Here is a 22,696-nt window from a genome sequence, read left to right on the forward strand (position 1 = left end):
CGGAAAGGACCGCCCGGCAATGCCGGACGGTCCTTTCAGAGCCGATGCTCGTCGAATGCTTACGCCTCGATGAGAACCTTGGTGACGTTCGGGTCAACGGAGATACCCGGGCCGAACGTGGTGGCAACGGTAGCCTTCTGGATGTAGCGGCCCTTGGAAGCGGACGGCTTCAGGCGAAGAACCTCTTCCAGCGCGGCGGCGTAGTTCTCGGCCAGCTTGGTGGCGTCGAAGGAAACCTTGCCGATGATGAAGTGCAGGTTCGAGTGCTTGTCGACGCGGAAGTCGATCTTGCCACCCTTGATGTCGTTGACAGCCTTGGTGACATCCGGGGTAACCGTACCGGTCTTCGGGTTCGGCATGAGGTTACGCGGGCCGAGGACCTTACCGAGGCGGCCAACCTTGCCCATGAGGTCAGGGGTGGCAACGGCTGCGTCGAAGTCGGTCCAGCCGCCGGCGATCTTTTCGATCAGGTCATCGGATCCAACGAAGTCGGCGCCGGCTGCGATTGCTGCCTCAGCCTTGTCACCGGTTGCGAAAACCAGGACACGGGCGGTCTTGCCGGTGCCGTGGGGGAGGTTGACCGTGCCGCGGACCATCTGGTCAGCCTTGCGGGGGTCAACGCCGAGGCGGAAAGCAACCTCAACCGTTGCGTCGAACTTCGACGGGTTGGTTTCCTTTGCCAGGGTGATTGCCTCGAACGGGGCGTAGGCCTTGCCTGCCTCGATCTTGGCTACGGCTGCCTCATATGCTTTGCTGCGCTTTGCCATGCTGCTTGTTTCTCCTTGTGCAGTTGTGGTCTTCGGACCGCGCTGGGCCCTGCCACAGTCGTGGATCCGGCAAAGGATCCTGCGACATTTCTATGTTCGGTTGCCGGTTTCCCGGCGGGTGAAGGCTGTAATTAGCCCTCGACGGTGATGCCCATGGAGCGGGCAGTGCCGGCGATGATCTTGGCAGCAGCCGCGATGTCGTTGGCGTTGAGGTCTTCCATCTTGGTGGAAGCAATTTCCTCGACCTGTGCCTGGGTCAGCTTGGCAACCTTGACGGTGTGCGGGGTAGCCGAACCCTTGGCGACGCCTGCAGCCTTCTTGATGAGCTCTGCAGCCGGCGGGGTCTTGGTGATGAAGGTGAAGGAGCGGTCTTCGTAGACCGTGATTTCCACCGGAATGACGTTTCCGCGCTGGGATTCCGTAGCAGCGTTGTACGCCTTGCAGAATTCCATGATGTTGACACCGTGCTGGCCAAGCGCAGGACCGATCGGCGGAGCCGGGTTAGCGGCACCTGCCTGGATCTGCAGCTTGATGAGGCCGGTGACCTTCTTCTTGGGAGCCAATGTAGGGTCCTTCTCTCAATAGCTTCCTGGGGCACAGGAGCGCGTCCCAGGTTGGTGGCCGCCATGGCAAGGCGACCGGCCGCTACCCAGGCCGCTAAGCAGGCGGCCGGGAGCGAAATCTGTGTATCAGCTAGATCTTGGTGACCTGGTTGAATGCGAGCGTAACCGGGGTTTCGCGCTCGAAGATGGAGACCAGCACCACGAGGGTCTGGGACTCGGGCTTGATCTCGGAGATCGTTGCCGGAAGGGTTTCGAACGGACCCTCCTTGACGATGACGGACTCGCCGACCTCGAAGTCCACAGCCACCGGAGCCTGCTGCTGCTTGTTGACCGGCTTGCCCTTCTCAGCCTGTTCTTCTTCGAAGACCGGGGCAAGCATGGAGAAGACCTCGTCAAGGCGGAGCGGAACGGGGTTGTGGGCGTTGCCCACAAAGCCCGTGACACCGGGGGTGTGGCGGACGGCGCCCCAGGAAGCGTCGGTCAGGTCCATGCGGACCAGCACGTATCCGGGAATGCGTACGCGGTTGATGACCTTGCGCTGCGCGTTCTTGATCTCGACGACTTCTTCCATCGGAACCTGGATCTCGAAGATGTAATCTTCCATGTCCAGAGTCTGGATGCGGGTCTCGAGGTTGGCCTTCACGCGGTTCTCGTAGCCTGCGTAGGAGTGGATGACATACCAGTCACCTTCCTGGCGGCGCAGCTTGGCCTTGAATTCCTCGGCCGGATCAGCCGGGGCGGCGGCAGCGGCAGATTCCAAGGAGACGCCCTCTTCCGAACTATCTTCTTCGTCTACCTCGGAAGTGGACTCGTCGTCCACGTCAGCGTCTTCGGATTCGTCGACGTCGGCAGTTTCGGGCGCAGCGGAATCAACCTCGGACTCGTCTGCGGTTACGGCCGCATTCTCTGCGGTCCCGTCCAGCTCAGTCTCGTTTACCTCGAGCTCCTGCTCAGACACTTGGTCTCCTGCTTCCTCATTGCCTAACATGCCTATTTAAATGGCTCAATTCCGCAAACCCCGCAAAATCCCTGAAACCAGGGTTTACGCAGTTTGCGGACAGATCCGCTTAGCGGTCCGTGGCGCCTGATCCTCCGAAGACCCAGCTGACTCCGGTACCAAAAGCAAGGTCCAGGAGGGTCACGATGAGCATCATGATGGCGACGAACACCAGCACCACGAGCGTGTAGTTGATCAGTTCTTTGCGGGTTGGAGCAACGACCTTCTTCAGCTCGCCGATAACCTGGCGGACGAAGAGTGCAATTCGGGCAAAAAAGCCGGAGTCGGCTTTCTTGGCGGGGCGGCCCTTTGAGCTGCTTGCAGCTGTTTCGGTCACCTGATCCTCACTCACCTTGCAAAGTCGTTAGACCCGGCCCTGATCAGAGCCATGGTTGCTGCGCGTGTTCCGGCGTTTCCGCCGGAACAGCCTGCGCAGGGCAGACAGGACTCGAACCTGCAACCTGCGGTTTTGGAGACCGCTGCGCTACCAATTGCGCCACTACCCTATGGATTGAATCCATGTTTCAGGCCGCACTTCAGCCTGTGGTGCTTTTCAACACCGGTGAACCAGTCTACGCAAGAAATCCGCGATAGTCGAACCGGCTCGGTTCGGGGCTCCAAGGCCGTCCGGGCTTGTGACCAGCAACATCAGTCACAAACTCCAGCAGTCCCCCGGGAGCTCCGCAGAACAGCATAAGGTAGTTTACGTCGAATCCCATCATCCAGCCCACGTGCTGCCTGCGAAGAATGGTACTTAGATGTCTGCCGGAACACCTGCCGCCCGCATTTCACAACGAATCTCCGCCATTGCCGAGTCCGCCACCCTTGCCGTTGATGCCAAGGCCAAGGCGTTGAAGGCCGCGGGCCGCCCCGTCATCGGTTTCGGAGCCGGAGAACCCGATTTTCCCACCCCGGACTACATCGTGAAGGCCGCTATTGAAGCTGCCAGCCAGCCGAAGTACCACCGGTACTCCCCCGCTTCCGGACTGCCCGAGCTCAAGAAAGCCATCGCGGACAAGACGCTGCGCGATTCCGGCTACAAAGTCGACCCGTCCCAGGTCCTGGTGACCAACGGCGGCAAGCAGGCTGTCTACAACACGTTTGCCACGCTGGTTGATCCGGGCGACGAGGTCATCATCCCTTCCCCGTTCTGGACCACCTACCCGGAGGCCATCAGGCTCGCCGGCGGCGTCCCGGTAGAGGTCTTCGCAGGGCCGGAGCAGGGCTACTTGGTGACCATTGCGCAGCTTGAGGCCGCCGTCACGGACAAGACCAAGATCCTCCTGTTCGTCTCCCCCTCCAACCCCACCGGCGCCGTCTACAGCCCGGAGCAGGTAGCAGAGATCGGCAAGTGGGCCGCCTCCAAGGGCCTCTGGGTTGTCACGGACGAGATCTACGAACACCTCACCTACGACGGCGTGGAGTTCACCTCCATCGCCACAGCAGCTCCTGAACTGGGCGACCGCGTGGTCATCCTGAACGGTGTTGCAAAGACCTACGCCATGACCGGGTGGCGCGTGGGCTGGATGATCGGCCCCGCCGATGTCATCAAGGCCGCCACCAACCTGCAGTCCCATGCCACGTCCAACGTCAGCAACATCATGCAGGTGGCCGCAGCCGCGGCACTTACCGGCCCCTTGACCGCCGTCGACGAGATGAAGGTTGCCTTCGACCGCCGCCGCAAGGCGATTGTGGCCGGCCTGAACGCGATTGAGGGCGTTGAATGCCCGACGCCGACCGGCGCGTTCTACGTCTACGCAGACATCCGCGGGCTGCTGGGTAAGGAATTCGACACGGCCAACGGCCCCGTGCGTCCCTCGACGTCCGCGGAACTGGCCGCGCTGATCCTCGACGAGGTTGAGGTCGCAGTGGTTCCCGGCGAGGCCTTCGGCCCTTCGGGTTACGTCCGGTTGTCCTACGCGCTCGGTGACGACGACCTCGCCGAAGGCGTCCGCCGGCTCCAGGAGTTCCTCGGCAAGGCCAAGTAACCCCACCCCTGACTGAAACGCTCTTCCACCGCTGATGGTGGAAGAGCGTTTCAGTTTAAGGCGTGGGATGTGGAAGAGGGTTGGGAAAACACGGGTGGGATGTGGAAGAGCGTCCGGGAGGGGTTAGAGGAGGCGGCGTTCGGCAGCCCACTTGGTGAGCTCGTGGCGGTTTGACAGCTGGAGCTTGCGGAGGACCGCGGAGACATGGGTCTCCACCGTCTTGATGGAGATGAAGAGCTCCTTGGCCACCTCTTTGTAGCTGTATCCCCGGGCGATGAGCCGCATGACTTCGAGCTCGCGGGCGGAGAGCTTGTCAAGTTCGTCGTCGGCAATGTCCGCCGGCGCAGTTCCAAAGGCATCAAGGACAAACCCGGCCAGCCGCGGCGAGAAGACGGCGTCGCCATCGGCAACCCTGATGACGGCGTCGGAGATCTCGGCACCGGAGATGGTCTTGGTAACGTACCCGCGGGCCCCCGCACGGATCACGGCCACCACGTCCTCGGCGGCGTCTGAAACGCTCAGGGCCAGGAAGCTCGTCGTCTTGAGCAGCGCAGCGGAACCCGCGATGACCTCCCTGCCTCCGCCGCCCAGCCCCCCTGGCAGGTGGACGTCCAGCAGCACCACTTCGGGGCGGGTTTCGGCAATCACGGCGATGGCTTGTTCAACCGTGCCGGCCTCCCCCACAACGTCCATGCGCTCGTCCAGGTCAGCTTTGAGGCCCGAGCGGAAAATGGTGTGGTCGTCCACGATCACCACGCGCACGCTCCGTGCGCCGGACTGGGCAGGGCTGTTCATTGCCGGACTTCTCCGTTCCTTGGTTCGTTGTTCTCCGCCTCCATGGCGGGCAGCGCCAACCGGACTTCCGTTCCGTCGCCGCTGCTGATGATGGCCGCTGTGCCGCCGTGCCTCTTCATGCGCCCGATGATGGACTCCTTGACGCCCATGCGGTCCTCGGGCACGGCGTCGGGGTCGAATCCCGGCCCCCGGTCCTTTATGAAGACCTCGGTGTTTCCGGCAGCGCATTCAAGGTAGACAGACACTGTGCCTCCGCCGTGGCGGGACGCGTTCAACATGGCCTCACGGGCAGCTTGGACCAGTGCCTCGTGCCGCTCGGTCATCTCCGTATCGCCTACGGTCACCACTTCCACGGGATTGCCCAGAGCGTCTTCCACCTCCGCTGCGACGGCCTTGACCCGCTCTGCGAGGAGCCCGGCTTCCTTGGTGGAATCGCTGAACAGCCAACTACGCAGTTCACGTTCCTGTGCCCGGGCCAGCCGGACAACGTCCTGCTCCGAACCCGCCCGGCGCTGGATGAGCGCCAAGGTTTGCAGGACGGAATCGTGGAGGTGCGCGGCGATTTCGGCACGTTCAGTTTCGCGGACACGCCCGGCGCGTTCGGCTTCGAGGTCCTTCCAGAACTTCAAACCCCACGGCAGCAGGACCAACACGACGCCGCCAAGGACCGCCACGGAGGCAAGCAGGGCAAGCCACGTCTGCTCCCACGAGCCCGAGCCGGACACCATCACCAAGACCCCTGCCACCACCAGCGCGAGGCCGGCCGCGAGGCGAACCCATCCGCCTGCCTGATCAGCTTTCGTCTTGTCCACCAGCCCGGCCCGGCGGGTCTGATCCAGCTGCATCCACGCGATGGAGGCACCGCCAAGGATTGCTGCGGCCGGGATCAGGGTTCCCAGCGGCACGTCCACGCCCAGTTGTTGGGCGATCAGGATGGCGGCCACCAGCAGCAGCCCGACTCCCAGAAGAATTTCCTTGCCGTACTGGATCTTCCGGAACGTGAACCACGGCGCCACGGGACTTGCACCGACGCTCCCCCACTCCCCGGACGGCGGGGTTGCTCTGTCGGCTCCCGGGGGGGCATCACCGGAGGTTCCGGCGACGTTACCGGGGGCGCCTGTCCCGCGCCCGGTAAGGGTCCCGGCGTCGTAGTTTGTTGCGGGGCCGGCGGGCGGACGGCTCACCGCGGGAGCGATGGGCGACGCCGGCCGCTTGGCGTTGCGCCGGGCGTTCTCATCCGCCGTGGGAACCATGATCCACAGCCACGCATAGAAGGCCATGCCCGCACCGCCGGCGAAGCTGGCGAGGACCATGGCCAGCCGGACATACTGCACCGGCCAGCCCAAGTGTCCGGCGAGTCCGCTGCAGACTCCCGCGATCATGCGGTCGCTGCTGCGGACCAGCGCGGGGCGTTCCAAAGCGGTATCCATGTATCAATCCAAACACGGATCGGGCCTCCCAGGGCCCGTAACGGCGGCGCTTCGGGGGTCCCTCAGGGATCATTCAGGGTATCCCCCAATAGAGGACGGAACGGGCCAGGCGGCAGGATCGAAGTATGAACGCGAACAGCATGAATCCCGAGGATTCCGGAACCCCTGCCGATGCCGGGCGTCCGGGCAACAACGCCCCCGGCGGTGCCGCCGGATCCGGCCCGGCCGAGGAGCCTTCCGCACGCCCGTACCCCACGGGCAACGCCGGTCCCGGCAGCTGGACTTCCCAGCAGAACTTCTTTGACTGGATCCGCAACCAAGGCATCCGCCGCGGGCCAGACCGCTGGATCGGCGGCGTCGCAAGCGGAGTGGCACACCGGTTCGGCATCGATCCCTTGATTGTCCGGGGCATCTTCATTGTCCTGGCGCTCTTCGCCGGAGTGGGCGTCCTGCTCTACGGCCTTGCGTGGGCGCTCCTGCCGGAACCTGATGGCCGTATCCACGTGCAGGAAGCGGCTGCCGGCCGATGGTCCGGCGGCATGACCGGCGCACTGGCAACCTCGATCATCGGCCTGCCGAGCCTGGGACGCGGCTTTTGGGGCTGGGGTTGGGACGGACTTCCGGGTCTTTTCTGGACGCTCTTCTGGGTAGGCGGCATCGCGTACCTCATCTACTACCTGGTCCAGCGCAATAACACCCAGAAAGGCGAATCTCCCATGAACCGGCAAAACTTCGGCGCACCCGCGGCCCCGGCGACCGGCACCGCAACCCCGGCGTCGACGGGTGGGCCCGCAGGCAGCACCTACGGTGCTTCTTCTTCCCCTGCGACTGCCGGTGCCAACACGGGTGTACCTGTGTACGGACCGGGCAGCTCATCGACGCCGGTGGGCCCCTACAGCCCGTCGGGCCCCCGTCCTCCCCGCGGCTCCGGCCCCTACGGGCAGCCACCCTATGGTCAGTCACCCTATGGTCAGTCACCCTACGGCTCCGGGCCGGTACAGCCGCCCAAGCCCCCTCGGCAGAAGGCCAAGGGACCAGGTGCCGCAATCGTGGCAGTCAGTGCCGGAACGGCCCTCCTGGCCGGCGGAACCTTGAAGGCCCTGGACGTCGCCAACGTCATCAACCTGGGTAACGCAGCAGACTCCGTGGTGTGGGCCGTGGGTGCAGCCATCCTCGGCCTGGGTATTCTGGTGGCCGGCTTGCGCGGACGGACTTCAGGTTTTCTGGGATTCCTGGCCATTGTGGCCTTGGTGGTCGGCGGTATTTTCAACGTCATTCCGCGCAACGGAGACCGCTTCGGCTTCCAAGACGTCAATTGGGCTCCGGTCAGCATTGAGCAGGCCCGGCAGGGGCTGAACATCACTGCCGCGAACGGCACCGTGGACCTGAGCGAAATGAACCTGACGCCGCCGCTCACCACGGAAGTCACTGTCCCGGTGGATGCAACTGCCAGCAACATCACCGTCATCATCCCGGACAACGTTCCGGTGGAAGTCCGGGCGGATATGACGTTCGGCAACCTCAACGAGCGCGGCGCCGACCGCGGCGGGCGGTTCGAGAACGACCGCTCGACGTACAACACGGACAAACCCGGAGCGAACCTCGTGGTGGAGATCGATGGCACGTTCAGCAACGTGACCATCAAGGAAGGAAACTGACATGAGCACCAACCAGCCAGGTGACGCCCGCCCCGCCGAGCCGCTCCCCAAAGACGCTCTCCCCCAGGAAACACGTCCCACCGAGCCGATCGCGCGGCCCCGGTTGGAGGAGATTCCGCTGACGCCGCATTTGGAGCCCACCTACCGGATTGAACAGAACGACGACGAACCCAAGCAAGCGCGCATCGGCACCGTGGTGTGGGGGTTGATTGTGATCGCCTTGGCCGCACTGCTCCTGGTTTCCACCATGGGCTGGATCGTCCTGGACGGAACCTACGTGCTGATCGGCCTCATGATCGGGGCCGGCGCCGCGCTGGTAGTCGGCGGCCTCGTGGCTGCCCGGCGGGGGTCGAAGCAAGTGACAAAGCAGCACCAACAAGGAAGGCTGTAACCATGGACAAGTTCTTCAGCATCGTCAGGGGCTTCGGCCTGAAGCGCGGCCCGCAGCGTTGGTTGGCCGGCGTCTGTGGAGGCATCGCAGCGAAGCTCAATGTGGACGTAGCGTACGTCCGGGTGGGATTCCTGTTGTTCTGCCTCTTGCCCGGACCGGCCATCATTTTCTACATCCTCGCGTGGCTGATCCTTCCGGACCAACAGAACCGGATCGCGCTGGAATCATTCATCAAGCAGCGTTCCCGGTAATGCCCCGGCCAGCCGGCCGGGACAATGACGGAAAGCGCACTTAGCGGGTCTCCGCAACACCTCATTGAATACGAAGGATCGTCCTGCCGGCTGCGGGGCGATTCTTCGTGTTTTCGGGAGTGTTTCCAATACCGAACGCCGTGAGTGGAATGTAACCATTTGTGTCCCACCCCACATCCACGACTACAATCGTGGGGAGCTCAGCGTGGCGCTCGGCAAGTATTCCTCCAAGCCATGAGTGAGCAAACATGAAAATTGGCATTCTTACCAGCGGCGGCGACTGCCCCGGCCTCAACGCAGTGATCCGTGGAGCGGTCCTCAAAGGCATCGCAATCCACGGCCAGGAGTTCGTGGGCTTCCGGGATGGCTGGCGTGGTGTGGTGGAAGGTGACGTCATTGACATCCCCCGCACCATGGTCCGCGGTATAGCCAAGCAGGGCGGCACCATCCTGGGCACTTCCCGCACCAACCCCTTCGAGAACGGCGGCGGTCCGGAGGTCATCAAGGCCCACATGGAACGGCTGGGCATCGATGCCATCATTGCGATCGGCGGCGAGGGCACCCTGGCAGCAGCCAAACGCCTCACTGACGCCGGCTTGAAGATCGTCGGCGTCCCGAAAACCGTGGATAACGATCTCGACGCGACGGACTACACCTTTGGTTTCGACACTGCCGTGGAAATCGCCACGGAGGCGATCGACCGCCTGCGCACCACGGGTGAATCCCACCACCGCTGCATGATCGCGGAAGTGATGGGCCGCCACGTTGGCTGGATTGCCCTCCACTCCGGCATGGCGTCCGGCGCCCACGCCATCCTTATCCCCGAACAGAAGGTGAGCATCGAACAGATTGCCGAGTGGGTCCAGCTGGCCCATGACCGCGGTCGCGCACCTCTGGTGGTGGTGGCAGAAGGTTTCGTTCCCGATCACATGGAATCCCCGCACTCCGAACGCGGCCTGGATACCTTTGGCCGTCCCCGGCTGGGAGGCATCGCGGACCAGCTGGCACCCGAGCTCGAGGCGCGCACGGGCATCGAGACCCGTGCGACCATCCTCGGCCACATCCAGCGCGGCGGCGTTCCCACCGCTTATGACCGTGTCCTCGCCACCCGCCTGGGCATGGCGGCGATCGACTCCGTGGTGGACGGCCGCTGGGGAACCATGGTTGCGCTCAAGGGCACGGACATCTCCCATGTTGGTTTTGAGGAAGCCCTCGGCAAGCTCAAGACCGTGCCGCAGCACCGCTACGACGAAGCGTCAGTGTTGTTTGGTTAGTCGGCTAGGCTGAACCCATGACCCTTGAGCCCACGTCCGCTGCCATTATCCAGCTGGCGTGGGCTCGCCATTTGGGGCTTGGTGACCACTCCTTTGCGGACGCCTCAGCCCGCGTCGCAGCAGCCTCCGCGGATCCCGGCGATCCCGCGTACAGGATTTCCAAGGCGGACGAATCGGCACGATCCGTGGTCTTCCTGCGCTTGTTCGGCGTATCGGCCTTGGTAGGGCCGCAATGGGCGCTCGACGCGGCGGCGGACATTCCCGACGTCGACCTCGCCCAGCACGTCACCCTACTGACCCTGACGCGCTCCCACGGAGGACACGGTTTGGGTTCCTCCGCCCTCTTTTTTGCCGACGATCTTCCCCTGAAACAACCGGGCGAGGACGTGACGGTTTCCCGGGGCAATCCGGAAGCGATCGGACTGGAACAGCTGTGTCCCCCGGATGACGTCAACGAGGTAGGGCTGCAGACCTTGGAACACCGGTTCACCATCATGCACCCGGATGCGGAAAGCCCGGTGCCTTTGGCGTGCGGAGCCTATTCCGAATGGGAAGGGCTTCTTGCCAATATGGGCGTTTTGGTTGCCCCTGAATGGCGGCGCCGGGGCCTCGGTACGCTTGCTGCCTCGATTGCCGCGCACGAGGCCCTGGCCGCGGGCCTGACGCTCCAGTGGAAGGCGGATGTCAGCAACAGCGGCGCGCTTGCCATGGCGCGCAGCATCGGCTTTACCACCGGCGGGCTCCACGCGGGCGTCCTCCTCGCGTAGGGCCCTGCCCGTTTACTTGCTGGACTGCTCCGCAGCCTGCCCCTCAGGGACCGGTGCTCCCCCGCCCCAGCCGTCCACTGATTTCGGCTTGGCATAGAAGGCAGCCAACACTGCTCCCACCAGGACGGCGATTGCCGGCAACAGCGTCGACTGGCTCATCGCCGTCGAGAATCCTGCATGCAGGGCCTCCGGAAGTGCCCCGGACATGGACGCCTCATTGACCGGTGCCCCCGCCCCGCTGGACGGCAGCTCTGCAGCAAGGCGCGCCTGGATCAGCGCCGCGACGGCGGCCGACCCCAGGACCGCACCGATCTGGCGGGTGGTATTGAAGACGCCGGAACCCGCTCCCGCCTGGCGAGGCGGAAGGTTACGGGTGGTGGCATTGGAGATCGGCCCCCACATGAAGGCGTTCGCTACACCCTGCAAGGCGCTTGGAAGCAGGAAGACCCAGATCGGAGTGTCCGGTGTCAGCAAGGCAGCAGTCCAGAAAAGTGCGGCGGACAGACAGACCAAGCCGAACACGGCGAACCAGCGGGGATTGGCACGGTCGATCAGCTTTCCCACGAACGGCGCGAGCCCACCCGAAATGACAGCCATCGGGATCATCAGGAGGGCCGACTGCGTTGGCGTCAGCCCACGGACCACCTGGTAGTAGAAGATGGTGGGCAGGGGAAACGCGGTAACCGTGAAGCCGACGGCCATGATGGTGCTGTTTCCAAGGGAGAAGTTCCGGTCGCGGAACAGGCCCAGGGGCAGCAACGGTTCACCGCCGCGACGTTCAAGTATCTGTTGCCAGACGACGAACAGCGCCAGCACCACAACACCGGCAATGATCAGGCCCCAGACACTGACGACGCCGTTTATGGTGCCCCAATCGTAGGTTTGGCCTTCCTGGATGCCAAAGACGAGCAGGAACATGCCGGCCGCGGACAACACCACGCCCGGGATATCGAACTTGTGGCTGTGGGTGGTCAGCGTCGGGACGAAGCGGGTGACAAGGATGAAGGCAACGACGCCGATGGGCACGTTGACAAAGAAGATCCACTCCCAGCCGAGGCCGTCCACCAGGACGCCGCCGAGGATCGGTCCCACCAACACGGCCATGCCCGCGGTGGCTCCCCACAGTCCCATGGCCGCGCCGCGGCGGTCAGGCGGGAAGATCCGGGTGATGACGGCCATGGTCTGCGGCGTCATCATGGCAGCGCCCAGTCCTTGGACGGCGCGGGCCGCGATGAGCATGCCGATGTCCTGCGAAAATCCGCACCACAGCGATGCCAGGGTGAAGACAACCAGGCCTATCAGGTACAGGTTCTTTGGACCGAAGCGGTCACCCATCCTGCCGGTAATCAGCAACGGCACTGCATAGGCCAGGAGGTAGGCGCTGGTTACCCAGATGACCGCATTGATGTCAGTATTGAGGCCCTCCATGATCCGGGGGTTGGCGACCGACACGATGGTGGTGTCGATCAGGATCATGAAGAACCCCACCACGAGTGACCACAGGGCCGGCCACGGCTTAGCTACGTTTTCCAAGGGATTCCTTTGGTTTGTTGGAAAGTTCGGACGGGGTTGCTTGGGGGTCGTCCCAAGGCAGTTCACCACTGCGCAACTCCCGTAGGAGCCCGTGGATCCACGAGATCTCCGTTCGAAGCATTTGTTGTTGATACATGACATCGATCCAGTACTTGCGATCGAGGCCTTTGGCTTTGACAACCCGCTCAGCATGCAGGAGGAAATCAAGGCTGGCCTGGAGCGTCTCTACCCGCTGGCCAAGAAGTTCGATGACGGCCTCGGCGGGGAGGTGGTGCGCCTCGGCAATGGCGTGTGGAAAGACCGGGTATTCGTTGACGGGTTTTGCCAGCATCTCCCGTAGGCGTACGTCGAGCGCCTCGTGTCCGGCCGTCGAAATCCTGTAGGTAGTCCGCTCAGGGCGGTTCCCCTCACGGTCGGTCCCGACGGCCTCCACCAAACCGGCCTCTTCCAAGCGCCGGACAGCGTGATACAGGGTGCCGGGGCGCACCTTCACCAGCCGGTCCTCATGGCGGGCCATCAGCACCTGGTACATCTCATAGGGGTGCATGGGCCCCTCGGCGAGCAACGCCAGGGACGCGACGCCCAGCGCTGTCAGTTTCCCGGGCTGGACCATCGTGACGCCCTCCTTTGAATACTCCGGTGCAAGTACTCCCGTGCCAATACTCCATGGCAATTATTCCACGTGGAGTATTACGCTACCAAAAAACCCTGTTGCTTGGGGCAACAGGGTTATCGGTCGGCCAGGTGCTAGCCCAGAAGTTCCAGAATCTCCGTCCGGGCGAACATCTTGGCCGCGTCCCGGGCACTCGGCGTTCCGGAGTCCGGGTCCGCTCCAGCGTCAAGCAGGGCCCGGGCAACGCCGGTATAGCCCTTGAAGACAGCTCCGGCGAGCGGGGTCTGGCCACGGTCGTTGGCCGAGTTGACGTCCGCGCCATGGTGAACCAGGAGTTGAACCGTTTCCTCATGCCCGTGATAGGCCGCAAGCATCAGCAAGGAGTCTCCGGCGGCGTTGGTCAGGGTCGAAGGAGCACCGGCGTCGAGATAGCCGCGCAGCAACGCGGAATTTCCTTCCCGGGCTGCGTCAAAAAGCGTGTGTGCCAGTGCCACTGCTTCATCGTCGGCCTCGCTGGAAGGCTGGGCTGCGGCGTCGTGGCCGGTGGGCTGGGTCATCTGTGAGGTCCCTTCAGGAATCCGGTCTGGCGCCCGACTACCTGTCCGGCGTCGGGGGCGACGATCACTTCCTGGGCCGCGACGTACGGCTCGTCGCCATCCATCACCGTCAACGGTTCGCTTGCCGAAACCGAGCGCTTGATCACTGCCAGCGCTACGGGGCCCATTTCGAAGTGCTGCGCCACCGATGTCAGCGTACCCACCTTGCGGTCACCGGCAAATACAACACTGCCGACGGCAGGAAGGGTGTGCTGCGAACCGTCCAACTGCAGGAAGACGAGGCGCCGCGGCGGGTGGCCAAGGTTGTGGACCCGCGCAATGGTTTCCTGCCCCTTGTAGCAGCCCTTGTTCAAGTGGACCGAAGTACGGATCAGGTCCAGTTCGTGGGGAATCGTCTTGTCATCCGTCTCTGCCCCGAGGCGCGGACGCCATGCCGCGATGCGCAGCGCGTCTGCAGCCATGGCACCGGCCAAGGGCAGGCCCTCGACGGCGGACTCGAGTTCGGCGGCCGGGACAAGATATTCGAACCACGGACGTTCCAGGCCGGGATGCGACTCCTCCGGGACCAGGCTGTACGAGTAGCCGCCCGGGCCCACGTGCGGCCAGGGGTCCTCCCATACCAACCGCCCGGACAACCGTTCCACGGGCTTGGTGGAGCCGATCACCGCCCATTGCTCCGAAACATCGGCGATTTCCACGCGAAGCATGAACTTCATCTTGTTCAGCCACTCCGCCAACGGGGCGGCCTCGGCCGTTTCGACGATCAGCCAGGTGGTGCCGCCGTCGTCGATAACCCGCGCATCGAATTCGATGCGCCCTTGGACGCTCAGCAGGAGGAGTTCACTGGCAACCTGCGGCTGCAAATTGGTCAACTGTTGCGAAGACAAGGTGTTGAGCCAGCTCAGCCGGTCGGGTCCGGTCACGGTCACCACACCGCGGTGGGAAAGATCGACGACGGCGGTACCGTTTGCCAGGGCGCGCTGCTCGCGCAACGGCTCGCCATAGTGGGCCGCGACGCCGGCATCCAGTCCGGTATCCTCGACGGCTCCAGGGCGCGACAGCAGAGGGCTCTTGTAAGTCATATGAAGTAGAAGTCCTTCAGGTTCGGGGGTATTCCCCACGGACGTTGGCACAGGGCATGCCGGTCATCGATATTCGGGGTTCTCAAAGTCGAAGCGGGTGCCGGCCTTCCACTCTTCCGGTAGGTTGCCATAGGCGGGAATACCTCCGGCGTCCCTCAACAGTTTGGCCATGTGGAGCAGGTTCCACGTCATGAAGGTGGTGTTTCTGTTGGTGAAATCACTCTCCGGACCGCCGGACCCTTCATCCAGATAGCTGGGCCCCGGCCCCACCGGTCCGATCCAGCCCGCGTCAGCTTGCGGCGGGATGGTGAAGCCGATGTGTTGGAGGCTGTACAGGAGGTTCATGGAGCAATGCTTGATGCCGTCCTCGTTGCCGGTAATGAGGCAGCCGCCCACCTTGGGGTAGAACGCCCACTGTCCCTTGCCGTTGAGCTGGCCCGAGTGTGCGTAGAGCCGCTCGATCAGCTTCTTGGTCTGGGATGAGTTGTCGCCAAGCCAGATGGGGCCCGCCACCACGACGATGTCTGCCCCGGCGACCGCCGGATAGATCTCCGGCCATTCGTCGCGTTCCCAACCGTGTTCGCGCATGTCCGGGTAGACGCCGCTGGCGATGTCGTGGTCCACGGTTCGGATGAGCTGCGTGGCAACGCCCTGCTTCTCCATGATGTCCCGGCTGATCCGGATCAGGCCGTCGGTATTGCTGACCTGCGGCGAGGGCTTCAAGGTTCCATTGAAGAACACGGCTTTGAGGCCCTCATAGCCACCGGGCTTGAGGCTGCTGTTCACTAACTGCTCCTTTTGCTTGTGCTGATGGAACGTTCAGTGAAGGCTCGCGCCGGGGTCAGGACACCTTATGGAGGAATGCCGAGGCGTGGGCTTCAAGGGCTTTTCCGTTGGCAGCTACATCCCAGCGCCAGAGGAGGTTGCCGTCAACGAGGCCGAAAATGCGGGTTGCCGCCGTGTATTCCTTGGAGTGGCCGCCGCGCATCACCATGTCGGTGGTGAGCTGGATCTGCGGCCCTTTGATTTGGCCGTAGTACAACTCGGTAATTCCACCGGGGTGCGAAATGGAGACGGCGAGATCGAACCCGCCGTCCTTGTTGCGGCGTTCTTCAACATCGTCAGCGGTTTTAAGCACGGGCACGATGTCCGCGGGAATCAGCCCGGGACCGCCGTCGCCTTCCTGGAGTTTGCGCTCCAGAGCCCAGAAGCCGGTCTCCACGGTCAGCGGGCGCAACTTTGCGCCGGCGTCATCGCTGATCCAGCTCTCAGCCCGGTACTGCAGGTAGGGCAGCCCGTTGTGGGTGAAGGATACGTGCTGGACGAAATGCTCCGAGTCCTCGTCCCCGGTGCCAAGGCGGCCGCGTCCTTCCCACTCGCCAATGAGCCAGGAAAGGGGAACAAGTTCAGGGGTCAGGTCGGTCGGGATCTCAATAGGCACAACGACTACCTCAGTTGGACTGCAGGGAGGGACAGGCTACTTCTGGCCCTTGAAAAGACGGTAAACGACGAAACCAGCGAACCAGGCCATGGCGATGCTGGCAATGCCGAGGAGGACAAGGAAGAAGATTTCAAATGCGAGAACAGACATGATGCCATCCTAACCGTTAGTAGATGAGTAGTTTGTCTATGAAGTACGCCAGGGTTCCGATCGCCCACACGGGCGCAACGCCCATGCCCAGCGCCGCCGGCAGAGTCAGGCGTCCGCGCCGCAACGTGACCATTCGCCGGAAGCAGACCAGCACCGAGCCCGTCGCCACGCCCACCAAAGCAGCAGGAAGAACCGCGATATCCGAGAAAACCAGGCCGGCCAGGGGCGCCATGAGTCCGGCCATGACGACGCCCAAGGGTGCGACGATGCGGTCCGGCCACCTGATGATCCCCACCAGCAACGCCACGGCGGCGGAGAGCCCGGCCACGAGGACCATCTCCTTGACGCCGTTGAACCTTGCTCCGGCGATCCACCCCGCACCAAGGCAGTTGAGCAACACACCCGCGCTGCAGCCCAGGGTGGACTCAAGGCGTTGGGCCTGCCCTGTCCCCCTGACGAGCTGGATGATGAAAACCGCCATGACGCCCAAGGCGATGAAAGCCGGTGTGCCGTCAAGGAAACCCGGGGCGGGAAGGTAGGCCGCGGTGACGGCCGAGCCTGCACCGGCCAGGCCGATGACCGCCGCCAGCGTTTTCTTGGCGGGCACGGCCAGGAAATGCGGCCACCCGAACCCCACAACGGCCGATGCGGCGACGCCGACGCCCACCATGGCTTCCCGGGATACGAAGGTGCTGGCCACGATGGCTGCGAGCGCCACGAGTCCGAATACCCCGATGCTCCAAGACTTCACTGTGTGCCCGACCTCAATTCCATGCGTCTTACGACCTCTCGACAATCCTGCCTTATGGCGGCCCTATATGTCGTAATTCCCGCTTCCGGCCGTCACGAATCCCTGACTGGAAAGGCGCCGGTGGGTATACTCAGACTTCAACGGCGCACTGATTTGCCCTGACCCCGTTACAACGGCCAGGGGCGGTCTTGCCGCCGTGACCGGCCGGTGAAACTCCGGTTTCGACGCCCGATGATGCGCGCACAGCCCATTGGAGGAACTATGTCGCACATCCTGCTCCTGACGAACAGCACCGGATCTTCGGTGGACATCCTGCCTGCCTTGGAGTTGCTGAACCACCGCGTGCACATCCTCCCGGCAGAACCTACAGCCTTGTTGGAGACGGACCCCACGGACATCGTGTTCCTCGACGCCCGCAAGGACCTTGTGGGCGCACGTTCCCTGACCCAGTTGCTGAAGGCAACCGGACTGAGCGCTCCCCTGATGCTGATCCTCACGGAGGGCGGCATGGCTGCCGTGTCCTCGGCATGGTCGGTGGATGACATCGTCCTGGATTCTGCCGGCCCGGCCGAGGTGGAGGCCCGTATCCGCTTGGCCATGGCGCGCGCTGTACCGGGCGAAGAGGAAACCCAAACGGAGATCCGCGCAGCCGGCGTCGTCATTGATGAAGCGAGTTACACGGCCCGCGTAGGCGGCCAGCCACTGAACCTGACCTTCAAGGAATTCGAACTCCTCAAGTACCTGGCGCAGCACCCGGGACGCGTTTTTACCCGCCAGCAGCTGCTGACCGAGGTCTGGGGTTACGACTACTACGGCGGAACGCGGACCGTGGACGTCCACATCCGTCGTCTCCGGGCGAAATTGGGAGTGGACCACGAGAACCTCATCAGCACGGTCCGCAACGTGGGCTACCGGTTGACCCTGGTGCGGCTTCCCGATGACGAGCTGTCGGAAGCGTAGGGCTCCAAGGAAACATAAATGCATAGCAAAGAGGGCCGGGAATCAACTGATTCCCGGCCCTCTCTGTGTGCTGTTGTGGAGGACATACGGGTCGAACGTATCGAAGCCACCCCACTGGTGGATCCCCCTCGTATCCGGCTTTCAAAGCCGAACGAGTTACCTAAGCTACCCCCGATTGGCGGACACTTCAAATCGCACGGTCCCGCCTTGGCGTATAGCCTTGCATCATGAGTCACGCTCACCCTGAGAACTGGCCTGTACTGTTCGTTGACGGCGCTTTGGATGCCGAGCTGTTCAAGGATTTCAGCACCTTGGGTGCTGCTGCTGCCGAGTCGGATGGAAATCCGCCGCTCTCCGAACAGACGCTGGTGACACTGCGCGGCTCCGACGGCGGTGAACACCGGGTGCTGTCCCTGGCGCTCTACGCCCCCGACGAGGACTCGGACCCTGCCACCGCCGAAGACCTGGCCGGGATCGCCGTCGTCATTGAATCGCAGGACGGTTCCGGAGTGCTGGAACTGGCCGTCCACCCTAGTTACCGCAACCGCGGCGTCGCGGGACGGCTGTTGGCTGCCTTGCAGGAGAAGCGTGGATTCGACGGGTTGACGGCATGGTCGCATGGCAACCATGAGGCCGCTGCCGAACTTGCCTCCCGGTTTGGCTACGGTCCCGTACGCGAACTGCGGAAGATGCGCTTGATGTCATCTGCGTCTTCACTGCCCGACGCCGCCCTGCCGCCCGGCGTCACCCTGCGCGCCTTTGTGCCGGGCCAGGACGAGCAAGCCTGGCTGGCCGCCAACCGGGCCGCCTTCGCCCACCACCCGGAGCAGGGCTCCATGACCCTGGCCGATCTGAAGGCCAGGGAGGAAGAGGCCTGGTTCGATCCCGAAGGCTTCCTCCTGGCGGTCGACGCCGACGGCACGTTACTGGGTTACCACTGGACCAAGGTGCACCCGAAGCAGGGTCCCCATCCGGCCATCGGCGAAGTGTACGTGGTAGGGGTGACGCCGGACGCGCAGGGTTCGGGCCTGGGCAAGGCCCTGACCGTAGCCGGCATCCGGCACCTGCAGCAGAAGGGTCTCCACGCTGTCATGCTGTACGTCGACGCCGACAATGAGGCCGCTGTGGCCCTCTACCGGAAACTTGGCTTCGTCCGGTGGGACACCGACGTCATGTACGGGCTTTTGCCCGGTAATTAGCCTGTGCGGTCCGGACACGGGACCGGGCATGGACATCTTGGATTCGGGTCGCCCAATTGCTTGTAATGTGGGAGGAAACCCAGTCCTGAGCTTAGGAGAACCCATGCAGCCGGACCCCGTCGGTACCGCCGGACCTACCTCCAAGGGCGCAACGCTGCCCGCGCGCTTCGGCTCATCCGAGGTGCCCGCGTCCCGGGCCACGCAGGACCGGATAGACATCCCCGAGTTTGCGCCCAACCTGGAACCGGAGGGTGATATTTCGCCGGACCGTTTTCTGGACCGCGAGCTCAGCTGGCTGGCTTTCAACTCCCGCGTTCTGGAGTTGGCTGAGGATCCCGATCTTTACCTCCTGGAGCGCGTCAACTTCCTCTCCATTTTTGCTTCCAACCTTGACGAGTTCTTCATGGTCCGGGTGGCCGGCCTCAAGCGCCGCATTGCCACCGGCCTGGCCGTCCCCTCCCCTGCCGGGTTGAGTCCGATTGAGGTACTGGAACAGATCGGCGAGGAAGCCCACAAGCTGCAGGAACGGCATGCCCGGGTATTTGCCGAGCAGATCCGTCCGGCTTTGGCCTTCGAGCACATCCACGTCATGCACTGGCACGAACTCGATGAGGAGGCGCGCCACCGCCTCAGCGCCCTGTTCCAGGAGAAGGTCTTCCCCATCCTCACGCCGCTCGCAGTGGACCCTGCGCACCCGTTCCCCTACATCTCCGGCCTGTCCCTGAACCTGGCGGTGATCGTCAGCAACCCGATCAGCGACAAAGAGCTGTTCGCCCGCGTCAAGGTTCCGGACCAGCTGCCGCGGCTGATCTCGGTGGATGGTCCCCGCGCCGGCGCCATCCCGGGCAGGGTGGCCCGGTTCATCGCCCTCGAAGAACTGATCGCCGTCCACCTGGACACGCTCTTCCCGGGCATGGAAGTTTTGGAGCACCACACCTTCCGCGTCACCCGCAACGAGGACGTCGAGGTGGAAGAGGACGACGCCGAGAACCTCCTGCAGGCGCTGGAGAAGGAACTCCTGCGCCGCCGGTTCGGTCCGCCCGTCCGGTTGGAAGTCACCACCGATATCAACCCGAACGTCAGGGCCTTGCTGGTCCGCGAGCTTGGCGTGGACGAGTCCGAGGTCTACTCGGTACCCGCTCCGCTGGACCTTCGCGGGCTTTCCGTCATCGCTGGTATTGACCGCCCGGATCTGCACTACCCCAAGCACGTGCCGCACACCTCGCGGTACCTCAACGAATCGGAGACGTCCAAGGCGGCCAACGTCTTTGCTGCCATGAGGCGGCGGGACATCCTGCTCCACCACCCGTACGACTCCTTCTCCACCTCGGTCCAGGCCTTCCTCGAGCAAGCCGCCGCGGACCCGAAGGTCCAGGCGATCAAGCAGACGCTGTACCGCACCTCCGGCGATTCCCCGATCGTGGATGCCTTGATCGACGCCGCCGAAGCGGGCAAGCAGGTCCTGGCCCTGGTGGAGATCAAGGCCCGCTTCGACGAACAGGCCAACATCTCCTGGGCCCGCAAGCTGGAGCAGGCCGGCGTCCACGTGGTGTACGGCATCGTGGGCCTGAAGACCCACTGCAAGCTGTCACTGGTGGTGCGGCAGGAAGTGGACGGCCTCCGCAGGTACTGCCACATCGGTACCGGCAACTACCATCCCAGGACGGCGCGCTACTACGAGGACCTCGGCCTGCTGACCTCAAACGAACAAGTGGGCGAGGACCTCTCCAAGCTGTTCAACCAGCTCTCCGGATACGCCCCCAAGTCCACGTTCAAGCGGCTGCTCGTTGCGCCGCGCTCGGTGCGTTCAGGACTGATTGACCGGATCGAAACAGAAATCCGCAATGCGCGCAACGGTGTGGCCGCACGTGTCCAGATCAAGGTCAACTCGATGGTGGACGAAGCCATCATCGATGCCCTGTACCGCGCATCCCAGGCCGGAGTGAAGGTGGACGTCGTGGTGCGCGGCATCTGCTCCCTGCGGCCGGGTGTGCCCGGCCTCAGCGAAAACATCACGGTGCGCTCCATCCTGGGACGGTTCCTTGAGCACTCCCGGGTGTTCGCCTTCGCCAACGGTGGAGAACCCGTGGTGTACATCGGCTCTGCCGACATGATGCACCGCAACCTGGACCGCCGGGTTGAAGCACTGGTCCAGTTGGCCAGCCGGGAGGACGTGAACACGGTCCTTGACCTGATGCGCCGCTACATGGACGACTCCACCGCAAGCTGGCACTTGGACAATGAAGGTCATTGGACCCGGCATCACCTTGATGAGAAGGGCGAGCCCCTCCTGGATATGCAGTCCTGGCTCTTGGCCTCCCGCTCCCGCCAGCGGGCAGCAGCACGGCGGTAAGGAACAACTTGAACAGCGACACACCTGTGGCCGACCAGACCGACCACCCGGGGGAACCCGTGGCCGTCGTCGCGGCTGGCGCCATCCCGTGGCGCATCAAGAAAGGCGCCTTGGAGGTGCTGCTCATCCACCGGCCCCGGTACGACGATTGGTCCTGGCCCAAGGGCAAGATCGACGACGGCGAGACGGTTCCCGAGTGCGCGGTCCGGGAGGTTCGGGAAGAGATCGGGCTCGAGGCAACGCTTGGAATCCCCTTGCCGCCCATTCATTACCACGTCAACGCGGGCCTCAAAGTGGTGCACTACTGGGCCACGCGGGTCAACGGTGAGCAGCTCCGGCCCGACGGCAAAGAGGTGGACAGCGTCATGTGGTGCGCGCCGGACAGGGCCGCCAAATACCTGAGCAACCCCTCTGACGTGGCGCCCTTGGAGTATCTGGAGAAGGCCCATACCAGGGGCGAGCTGGACACATGGCCGTTGGTCCTGGTCCGGCATGCCAAAGCCAAACCGAGGTCGTCCTGGACCAAGGCCGAAGGCGACCGTCCGTTGGCGGCCACCGGCAAACGGCAAGCAGTGGCTGTGCAACGGCTCCTGCAGGGGTGGAAACCGCAGCGCGTCGTGACCAGCCCATGGGTGCGATGCGTGGCGACGATTGCCCCGTATGCCAAAACGAGCAAAGCCAAGGTGAAGCTCGTGGAGGCACTGACGGAGCACAACCACGAACGCTCGCCCAAGAAGACGGCTGCCGCCGTGGAGGCCCTGTTCGACAAGCAAGTGCCCGTGGCCCTGTGCACGCACCGCCCCGCCTTGCCGACCGTGCTCAAGCAATTGGGCCGGCACATGGGTGATGATCTGCGCAGCAGGCTCCCAGGCGCGGACCCGTACCTCTCGCCCGGGGAGGTCATCGTCTGCCATGTGGCCCGTGGCAGCGAGCGCAAGGTGGTCTCCGTGGAGCAATTCAAGCCGTTCGACGACTAGGCCGGGTTGACCCTTCTTACTTTGTATCAAATACTTGACACAAAGTAAGAAGACTTTGGGGGGTCTCATCTGTGTTGTCCTTTAATCTGCCACCGCTGGTCTTGCTGGGCCCGTTGATAGGCGCGGTCCTCGTTTACCTCTTTCTTCGTGTGCAGGTGTGGTCCGCACCTGATGCGAAATCCGTGGAGTCACACGGTCT

23 protein-coding genes and 1 tRNA gene are annotated in these 22,696 nt (G+C 63.6%); 10 read left to right on the plus strand and 14 right to left on the minus strand.

The annotated features are described in order from the left end of the window. Positions 1–59 precede the first annotated feature (59 nt). The 5 genes from rplA to OCL88_RS05650 all read right to left on the minus strand — a co-directional run bounded on the left by rplA (position 60) and on the right by OCL88_RS05650 (position 2,833). On the minus strand, positions 60–767 hold the full coding sequence (gene rplA, locus OCL88_RS05630) for a 50S ribosomal protein L1 (protein ID WP_021474783.1): 708 nt from the start codon (positions 765–767) through the stop codon (positions 60–62). Positions 768–898: 131 nt separating this feature from the next. Continuing rightward, positions 899–1,330, minus strand: coding sequence for a 50S ribosomal protein L11 (gene rplK / locus OCL88_RS05635; RefSeq protein ID WP_166183617.1), 432 nt, complete (start codon positions 1,328–1,330; stop codon positions 899–901). 130 nt (positions 1,331–1,460) lie between these two features. Further along, positions 1,461–2,288 (minus strand): transcription termination/antitermination protein NusG, encoded by an 828-nt coding sequence (nusG, locus tag OCL88_RS05640; protein WP_264961864.1) that lies wholly within the window; start codon positions 2,286–2,288, stop codon positions 1,461–1,463. Positions 2,289–2,397: 109 nt separating this feature from the next. Continuing rightward, positions 2,398–2,679 (minus strand): preprotein translocase subunit SecE, encoded by a 282-nt coding sequence (gene secE, locus OCL88_RS05645; protein ID WP_031217390.1) that lies wholly within the window; start codon positions 2,677–2,679, stop codon positions 2,398–2,400. A gap of 81 nt (positions 2,680–2,760) precedes the next feature. Continuing rightward, positions 2,761–2,833 (minus strand) — tRNA-Trp (locus OCL88_RS05650). A gap of 252 nt (positions 2,834–3,085) precedes the next feature. Here OCL88_RS05650 and OCL88_RS05655 point away from each other — a divergent pair. Further along, positions 3,086–4,315 carry a pyridoxal phosphate-dependent aminotransferase gene (locus OCL88_RS05655; RefSeq protein WP_264961865.1) on the plus strand — a complete coding sequence of 410 codons (1,230 nt, stop codon included), beginning with the start codon at positions 3,086–3,088 and terminating at the stop codon, positions 4,313–4,315. A gap of 123 nt (positions 4,316–4,438) precedes the next feature. Here the strand turns inward: OCL88_RS05655 and OCL88_RS05660 are convergent, their stop codons facing one another. Continuing rightward, on the minus strand, positions 4,439–5,110 hold the full coding sequence (locus OCL88_RS05660) for a LuxR C-terminal-related transcriptional regulator (RefSeq protein ID WP_205679440.1): 672 nt from the start codon (positions 5,108–5,110) through the stop codon (positions 4,439–4,441). Next, on the minus strand, positions 5,107–6,540 hold the full coding sequence (locus OCL88_RS05665) for a PspC domain-containing protein (RefSeq protein ID WP_264961866.1): 1,434 nt from the start codon (positions 6,538–6,540) through the stop codon (positions 5,107–5,109). Before OCL88_RS05665 ends, OCL88_RS05660 begins: the two co-directional genes overlap by 4 nt. Before the next feature lie 125 nt (positions 6,541–6,665). Here OCL88_RS05665 and OCL88_RS05670 point away from each other — a divergent pair, with 125 nt between their 5' ends. From OCL88_RS05670 to OCL88_RS05690, 5 genes are all read left to right on the plus strand, one after another. Next, the gene (locus tag OCL88_RS05670) at positions 6,666–8,198 is read left to right on the plus strand and encodes a PspC domain-containing protein (protein WP_264961867.1); all 1,533 of its coding nucleotides are present in this window, start codon (positions 6,666–6,668) and stop codon (positions 8,196–8,198) included. 1 nt (position 8,199) lies between these two features. Further along, positions 8,200–8,589 carry a hypothetical protein gene (locus tag OCL88_RS05675; protein ID WP_264961868.1) on the plus strand — a complete coding sequence of 130 codons (390 nt, stop codon included), beginning with the start codon at positions 8,200–8,202 and terminating at the stop codon, positions 8,587–8,589. Positions 8,590–8,591: 2 nt separating this feature from the next. After that, positions 8,592–8,840, plus strand: coding sequence for a PspC domain-containing protein (locus OCL88_RS05680; RefSeq protein ID WP_264961869.1), 249 nt, complete (start codon positions 8,592–8,594; stop codon positions 8,838–8,840). Positions 8,841–9,088: 248 nt separating this feature from the next. Continuing rightward, the gene (locus tag OCL88_RS05685; protein ID WP_021472387.1) at positions 9,089–10,114 is read left to right on the plus strand and encodes a 6-phosphofructokinase; all 1,026 of its coding nucleotides are present in this window, start codon (positions 9,089–9,091) and stop codon (positions 10,112–10,114) included. A gap of 17 nt (positions 10,115–10,131) precedes the next feature. Next, on the plus strand, positions 10,132–10,881 hold the full coding sequence (locus OCL88_RS05690) for a GNAT family N-acetyltransferase (protein WP_062097509.1): 750 nt from the start codon (positions 10,132–10,134) through the stop codon (positions 10,879–10,881). A 12-nt stretch (positions 10,882–10,893) separates the two neighbouring features. On the opposite strand, the gene OCL88_RS05695 is transcribed toward OCL88_RS05690, so the two are convergent. From OCL88_RS05695 to OCL88_RS05725, 7 genes are all read right to left on the minus strand, one after another. Next, positions 10,894–12,414 carry a DHA2 family efflux MFS transporter permease subunit gene (locus tag OCL88_RS05695; protein WP_264961870.1) on the minus strand — a complete coding sequence of 507 codons (1,521 nt, stop codon included), beginning with the start codon at positions 12,412–12,414 and terminating at the stop codon, positions 10,894–10,896. Continuing rightward, positions 12,398–13,027 (minus strand): PadR family transcriptional regulator, encoded by a 630-nt coding sequence (locus OCL88_RS05700; RefSeq protein ID WP_264961871.1) that lies wholly within the window; start codon positions 13,025–13,027, stop codon positions 12,398–12,400. Before OCL88_RS05700 ends, OCL88_RS05695 begins: the two co-directional genes overlap by 17 nt. 134 nt (positions 13,028–13,161) lie before the next feature. Next, on the minus strand, positions 13,162–13,584 hold the full coding sequence (locus OCL88_RS05705; RefSeq protein WP_264961872.1) for an ankyrin repeat domain-containing protein: 423 nt from the start codon (positions 13,582–13,584) through the stop codon (positions 13,162–13,164). After that, positions 13,581–14,666, minus strand: coding sequence for a YgfZ/GcvT domain-containing protein (locus OCL88_RS05710; RefSeq protein ID WP_264961873.1), 1,086 nt, complete (start codon positions 14,664–14,666; stop codon positions 13,581–13,583). Before OCL88_RS05710 ends, OCL88_RS05705 begins: the two co-directional genes overlap by 4 nt. Positions 14,667–14,729: 63 nt before the next feature. After that, entirely contained in the window at positions 14,730–15,452 is a 723-nt protein-coding gene (locus OCL88_RS05715; RefSeq protein ID WP_264961874.1) for a flavodoxin family protein, read from the minus strand. Between the two features lie 55 nt (positions 15,453–15,507). Further along, on the minus strand, positions 15,508–16,107 hold the full coding sequence (locus OCL88_RS05720; protein ID WP_021472380.1) for an FABP family protein: 600 nt from the start codon (positions 16,105–16,107) through the stop codon (positions 15,508–15,510). Positions 16,108–16,273: 166 nt separating this feature from the next. Continuing rightward, positions 16,274–17,008, minus strand: a complete 735-nt coding sequence (locus OCL88_RS05725) for a permease (RefSeq protein WP_193593122.1) — start codon at positions 17,006–17,008, stop codon at positions 16,274–16,276. A gap of 261 nt (positions 17,009–17,269) precedes the next feature. Between OCL88_RS05725 and OCL88_RS05730 the strand changes: the two genes are divergently transcribed. The 4 genes from OCL88_RS05730 to OCL88_RS05745 all read left to right on the plus strand — a co-directional run bounded on the left by OCL88_RS05730 (position 17,270) and on the right by OCL88_RS05745 (position 22,497). Then, positions 17,270–17,968, plus strand: coding sequence for a winged-helix domain-containing protein (locus OCL88_RS05730; protein ID WP_021472377.1), 699 nt, complete (start codon positions 17,270–17,272; stop codon positions 17,966–17,968). Between the two features lie 227 nt (positions 17,969–18,195). Continuing rightward, positions 18,196–19,167: a mycothiol synthase gene (gene mshD, locus OCL88_RS05735; RefSeq protein WP_264961875.1), complete on the plus strand. Its 972-nt coding sequence runs from the start codon at positions 18,196–18,198 to the stop codon at positions 19,165–19,167. Positions 19,168–19,270: 103 nt separating this feature from the next. Further along, entirely contained in the window at positions 19,271–21,520 is a 2,250-nt protein-coding gene (locus tag OCL88_RS05740) for an RNA degradosome polyphosphate kinase (RefSeq protein WP_264961876.1), read from the plus strand. A gap of 8 nt (positions 21,521–21,528) precedes the next feature. Further along, positions 21,529–22,497, plus strand: a complete 969-nt coding sequence (locus OCL88_RS05745; protein ID WP_264961877.1) for an NUDIX hydrolase — start codon at positions 21,529–21,531, stop codon at positions 22,495–22,497. Positions 22,498–22,696: the final 199 nt, after the last annotated feature.

Origin of the sequence: Paenarthrobacter sp. PAE-2 (assembly GCF_026013155.1) — a bacterium.
Lineage (GTDB): Bacteria > Actinomycetota > Actinomycetes > Actinomycetales > Micrococcaceae > Arthrobacter > Arthrobacter ureafaciens.

Bases quoted from the DNA above. Each gene is read 5' to 3' on its own strand.
- rplA (WP_021474783.1), bottom strand. From the start codon at position 767: ATGGCAAAGCGCAGCAAAGCATATGAGGCAGCCGTAGCCAAGATCGAG.
- OCL88_RS05655 (WP_264961865.1), top strand. From the start codon at position 3,086: ATGTCTGCCGGAACACCTGCCGCCCGCATTTCACAACGAATCTCCGCC.
- OCL88_RS05660 (WP_205679440.1), bottom strand. From the start codon at position 5,110: ATGAACAGCCCTGCCCAGTCCGGCGCACGGAGCGTGCGCGTGGTGATC.
- OCL88_RS05665 (WP_264961866.1), bottom strand. From the start codon at position 6,540: ATGGATACCGCTTTGGAACGCCCCGCGCTGGTCCGCAGCAGCGACCGC.
- OCL88_RS05670 (WP_264961867.1), top strand. From the start codon at position 6,666: ATGAACGCGAACAGCATGAATCCCGAGGATTCCGGAACCCCTGCCGAT.
- OCL88_RS05675 (WP_264961868.1), top strand. From the start codon at position 8,200: ATGAGCACCAACCAGCCAGGTGACGCCCGCCCCGCCGAGCCGCTCCCC.
- OCL88_RS05680 (WP_264961869.1), top strand. From the start codon at position 8,592: ATGGACAAGTTCTTCAGCATCGTCAGGGGCTTCGGCCTGAAGCGCGGC.
- OCL88_RS05685 (WP_021472387.1), top strand. From the start codon at position 9,089: ATGAAAATTGGCATTCTTACCAGCGGCGGCGACTGCCCCGGCCTCAAC.
- OCL88_RS05690 (WP_062097509.1), top strand. From the start codon at position 10,132: ATGACCCTTGAGCCCACGTCCGCTGCCATTATCCAGCTGGCGTGGGCT.
- OCL88_RS05700 (WP_264961871.1), bottom strand. From the start codon at position 13,027: ATGGTCCAGCCCGGGAAACTGACAGCGCTGGGCGTCGCGTCCCTGGCG.
- OCL88_RS05705 (WP_264961872.1), bottom strand. From the start codon at position 13,584: ATGACCCAGCCCACCGGCCACGACGCCGCAGCCCAGCCTTCCAGCGAG.
- OCL88_RS05710 (WP_264961873.1), bottom strand. From the start codon at position 14,666: ATGACTTACAAGAGCCCTCTGCTGTCGCGCCCTGGAGCCGTCGAGGAT.
- OCL88_RS05730 (WP_021472377.1), top strand. From the start codon at position 17,270: ATGTCGCACATCCTGCTCCTGACGAACAGCACCGGATCTTCGGTGGAC.
- mshD (WP_264961875.1), top strand. From the start codon at position 18,196: ATGAGTCACGCTCACCCTGAGAACTGGCCTGTACTGTTCGTTGACGGC.
- OCL88_RS05740 (WP_264961876.1), top strand. From the start codon at position 19,271: ATGCAGCCGGACCCCGTCGGTACCGCCGGACCTACCTCCAAGGGCGCA.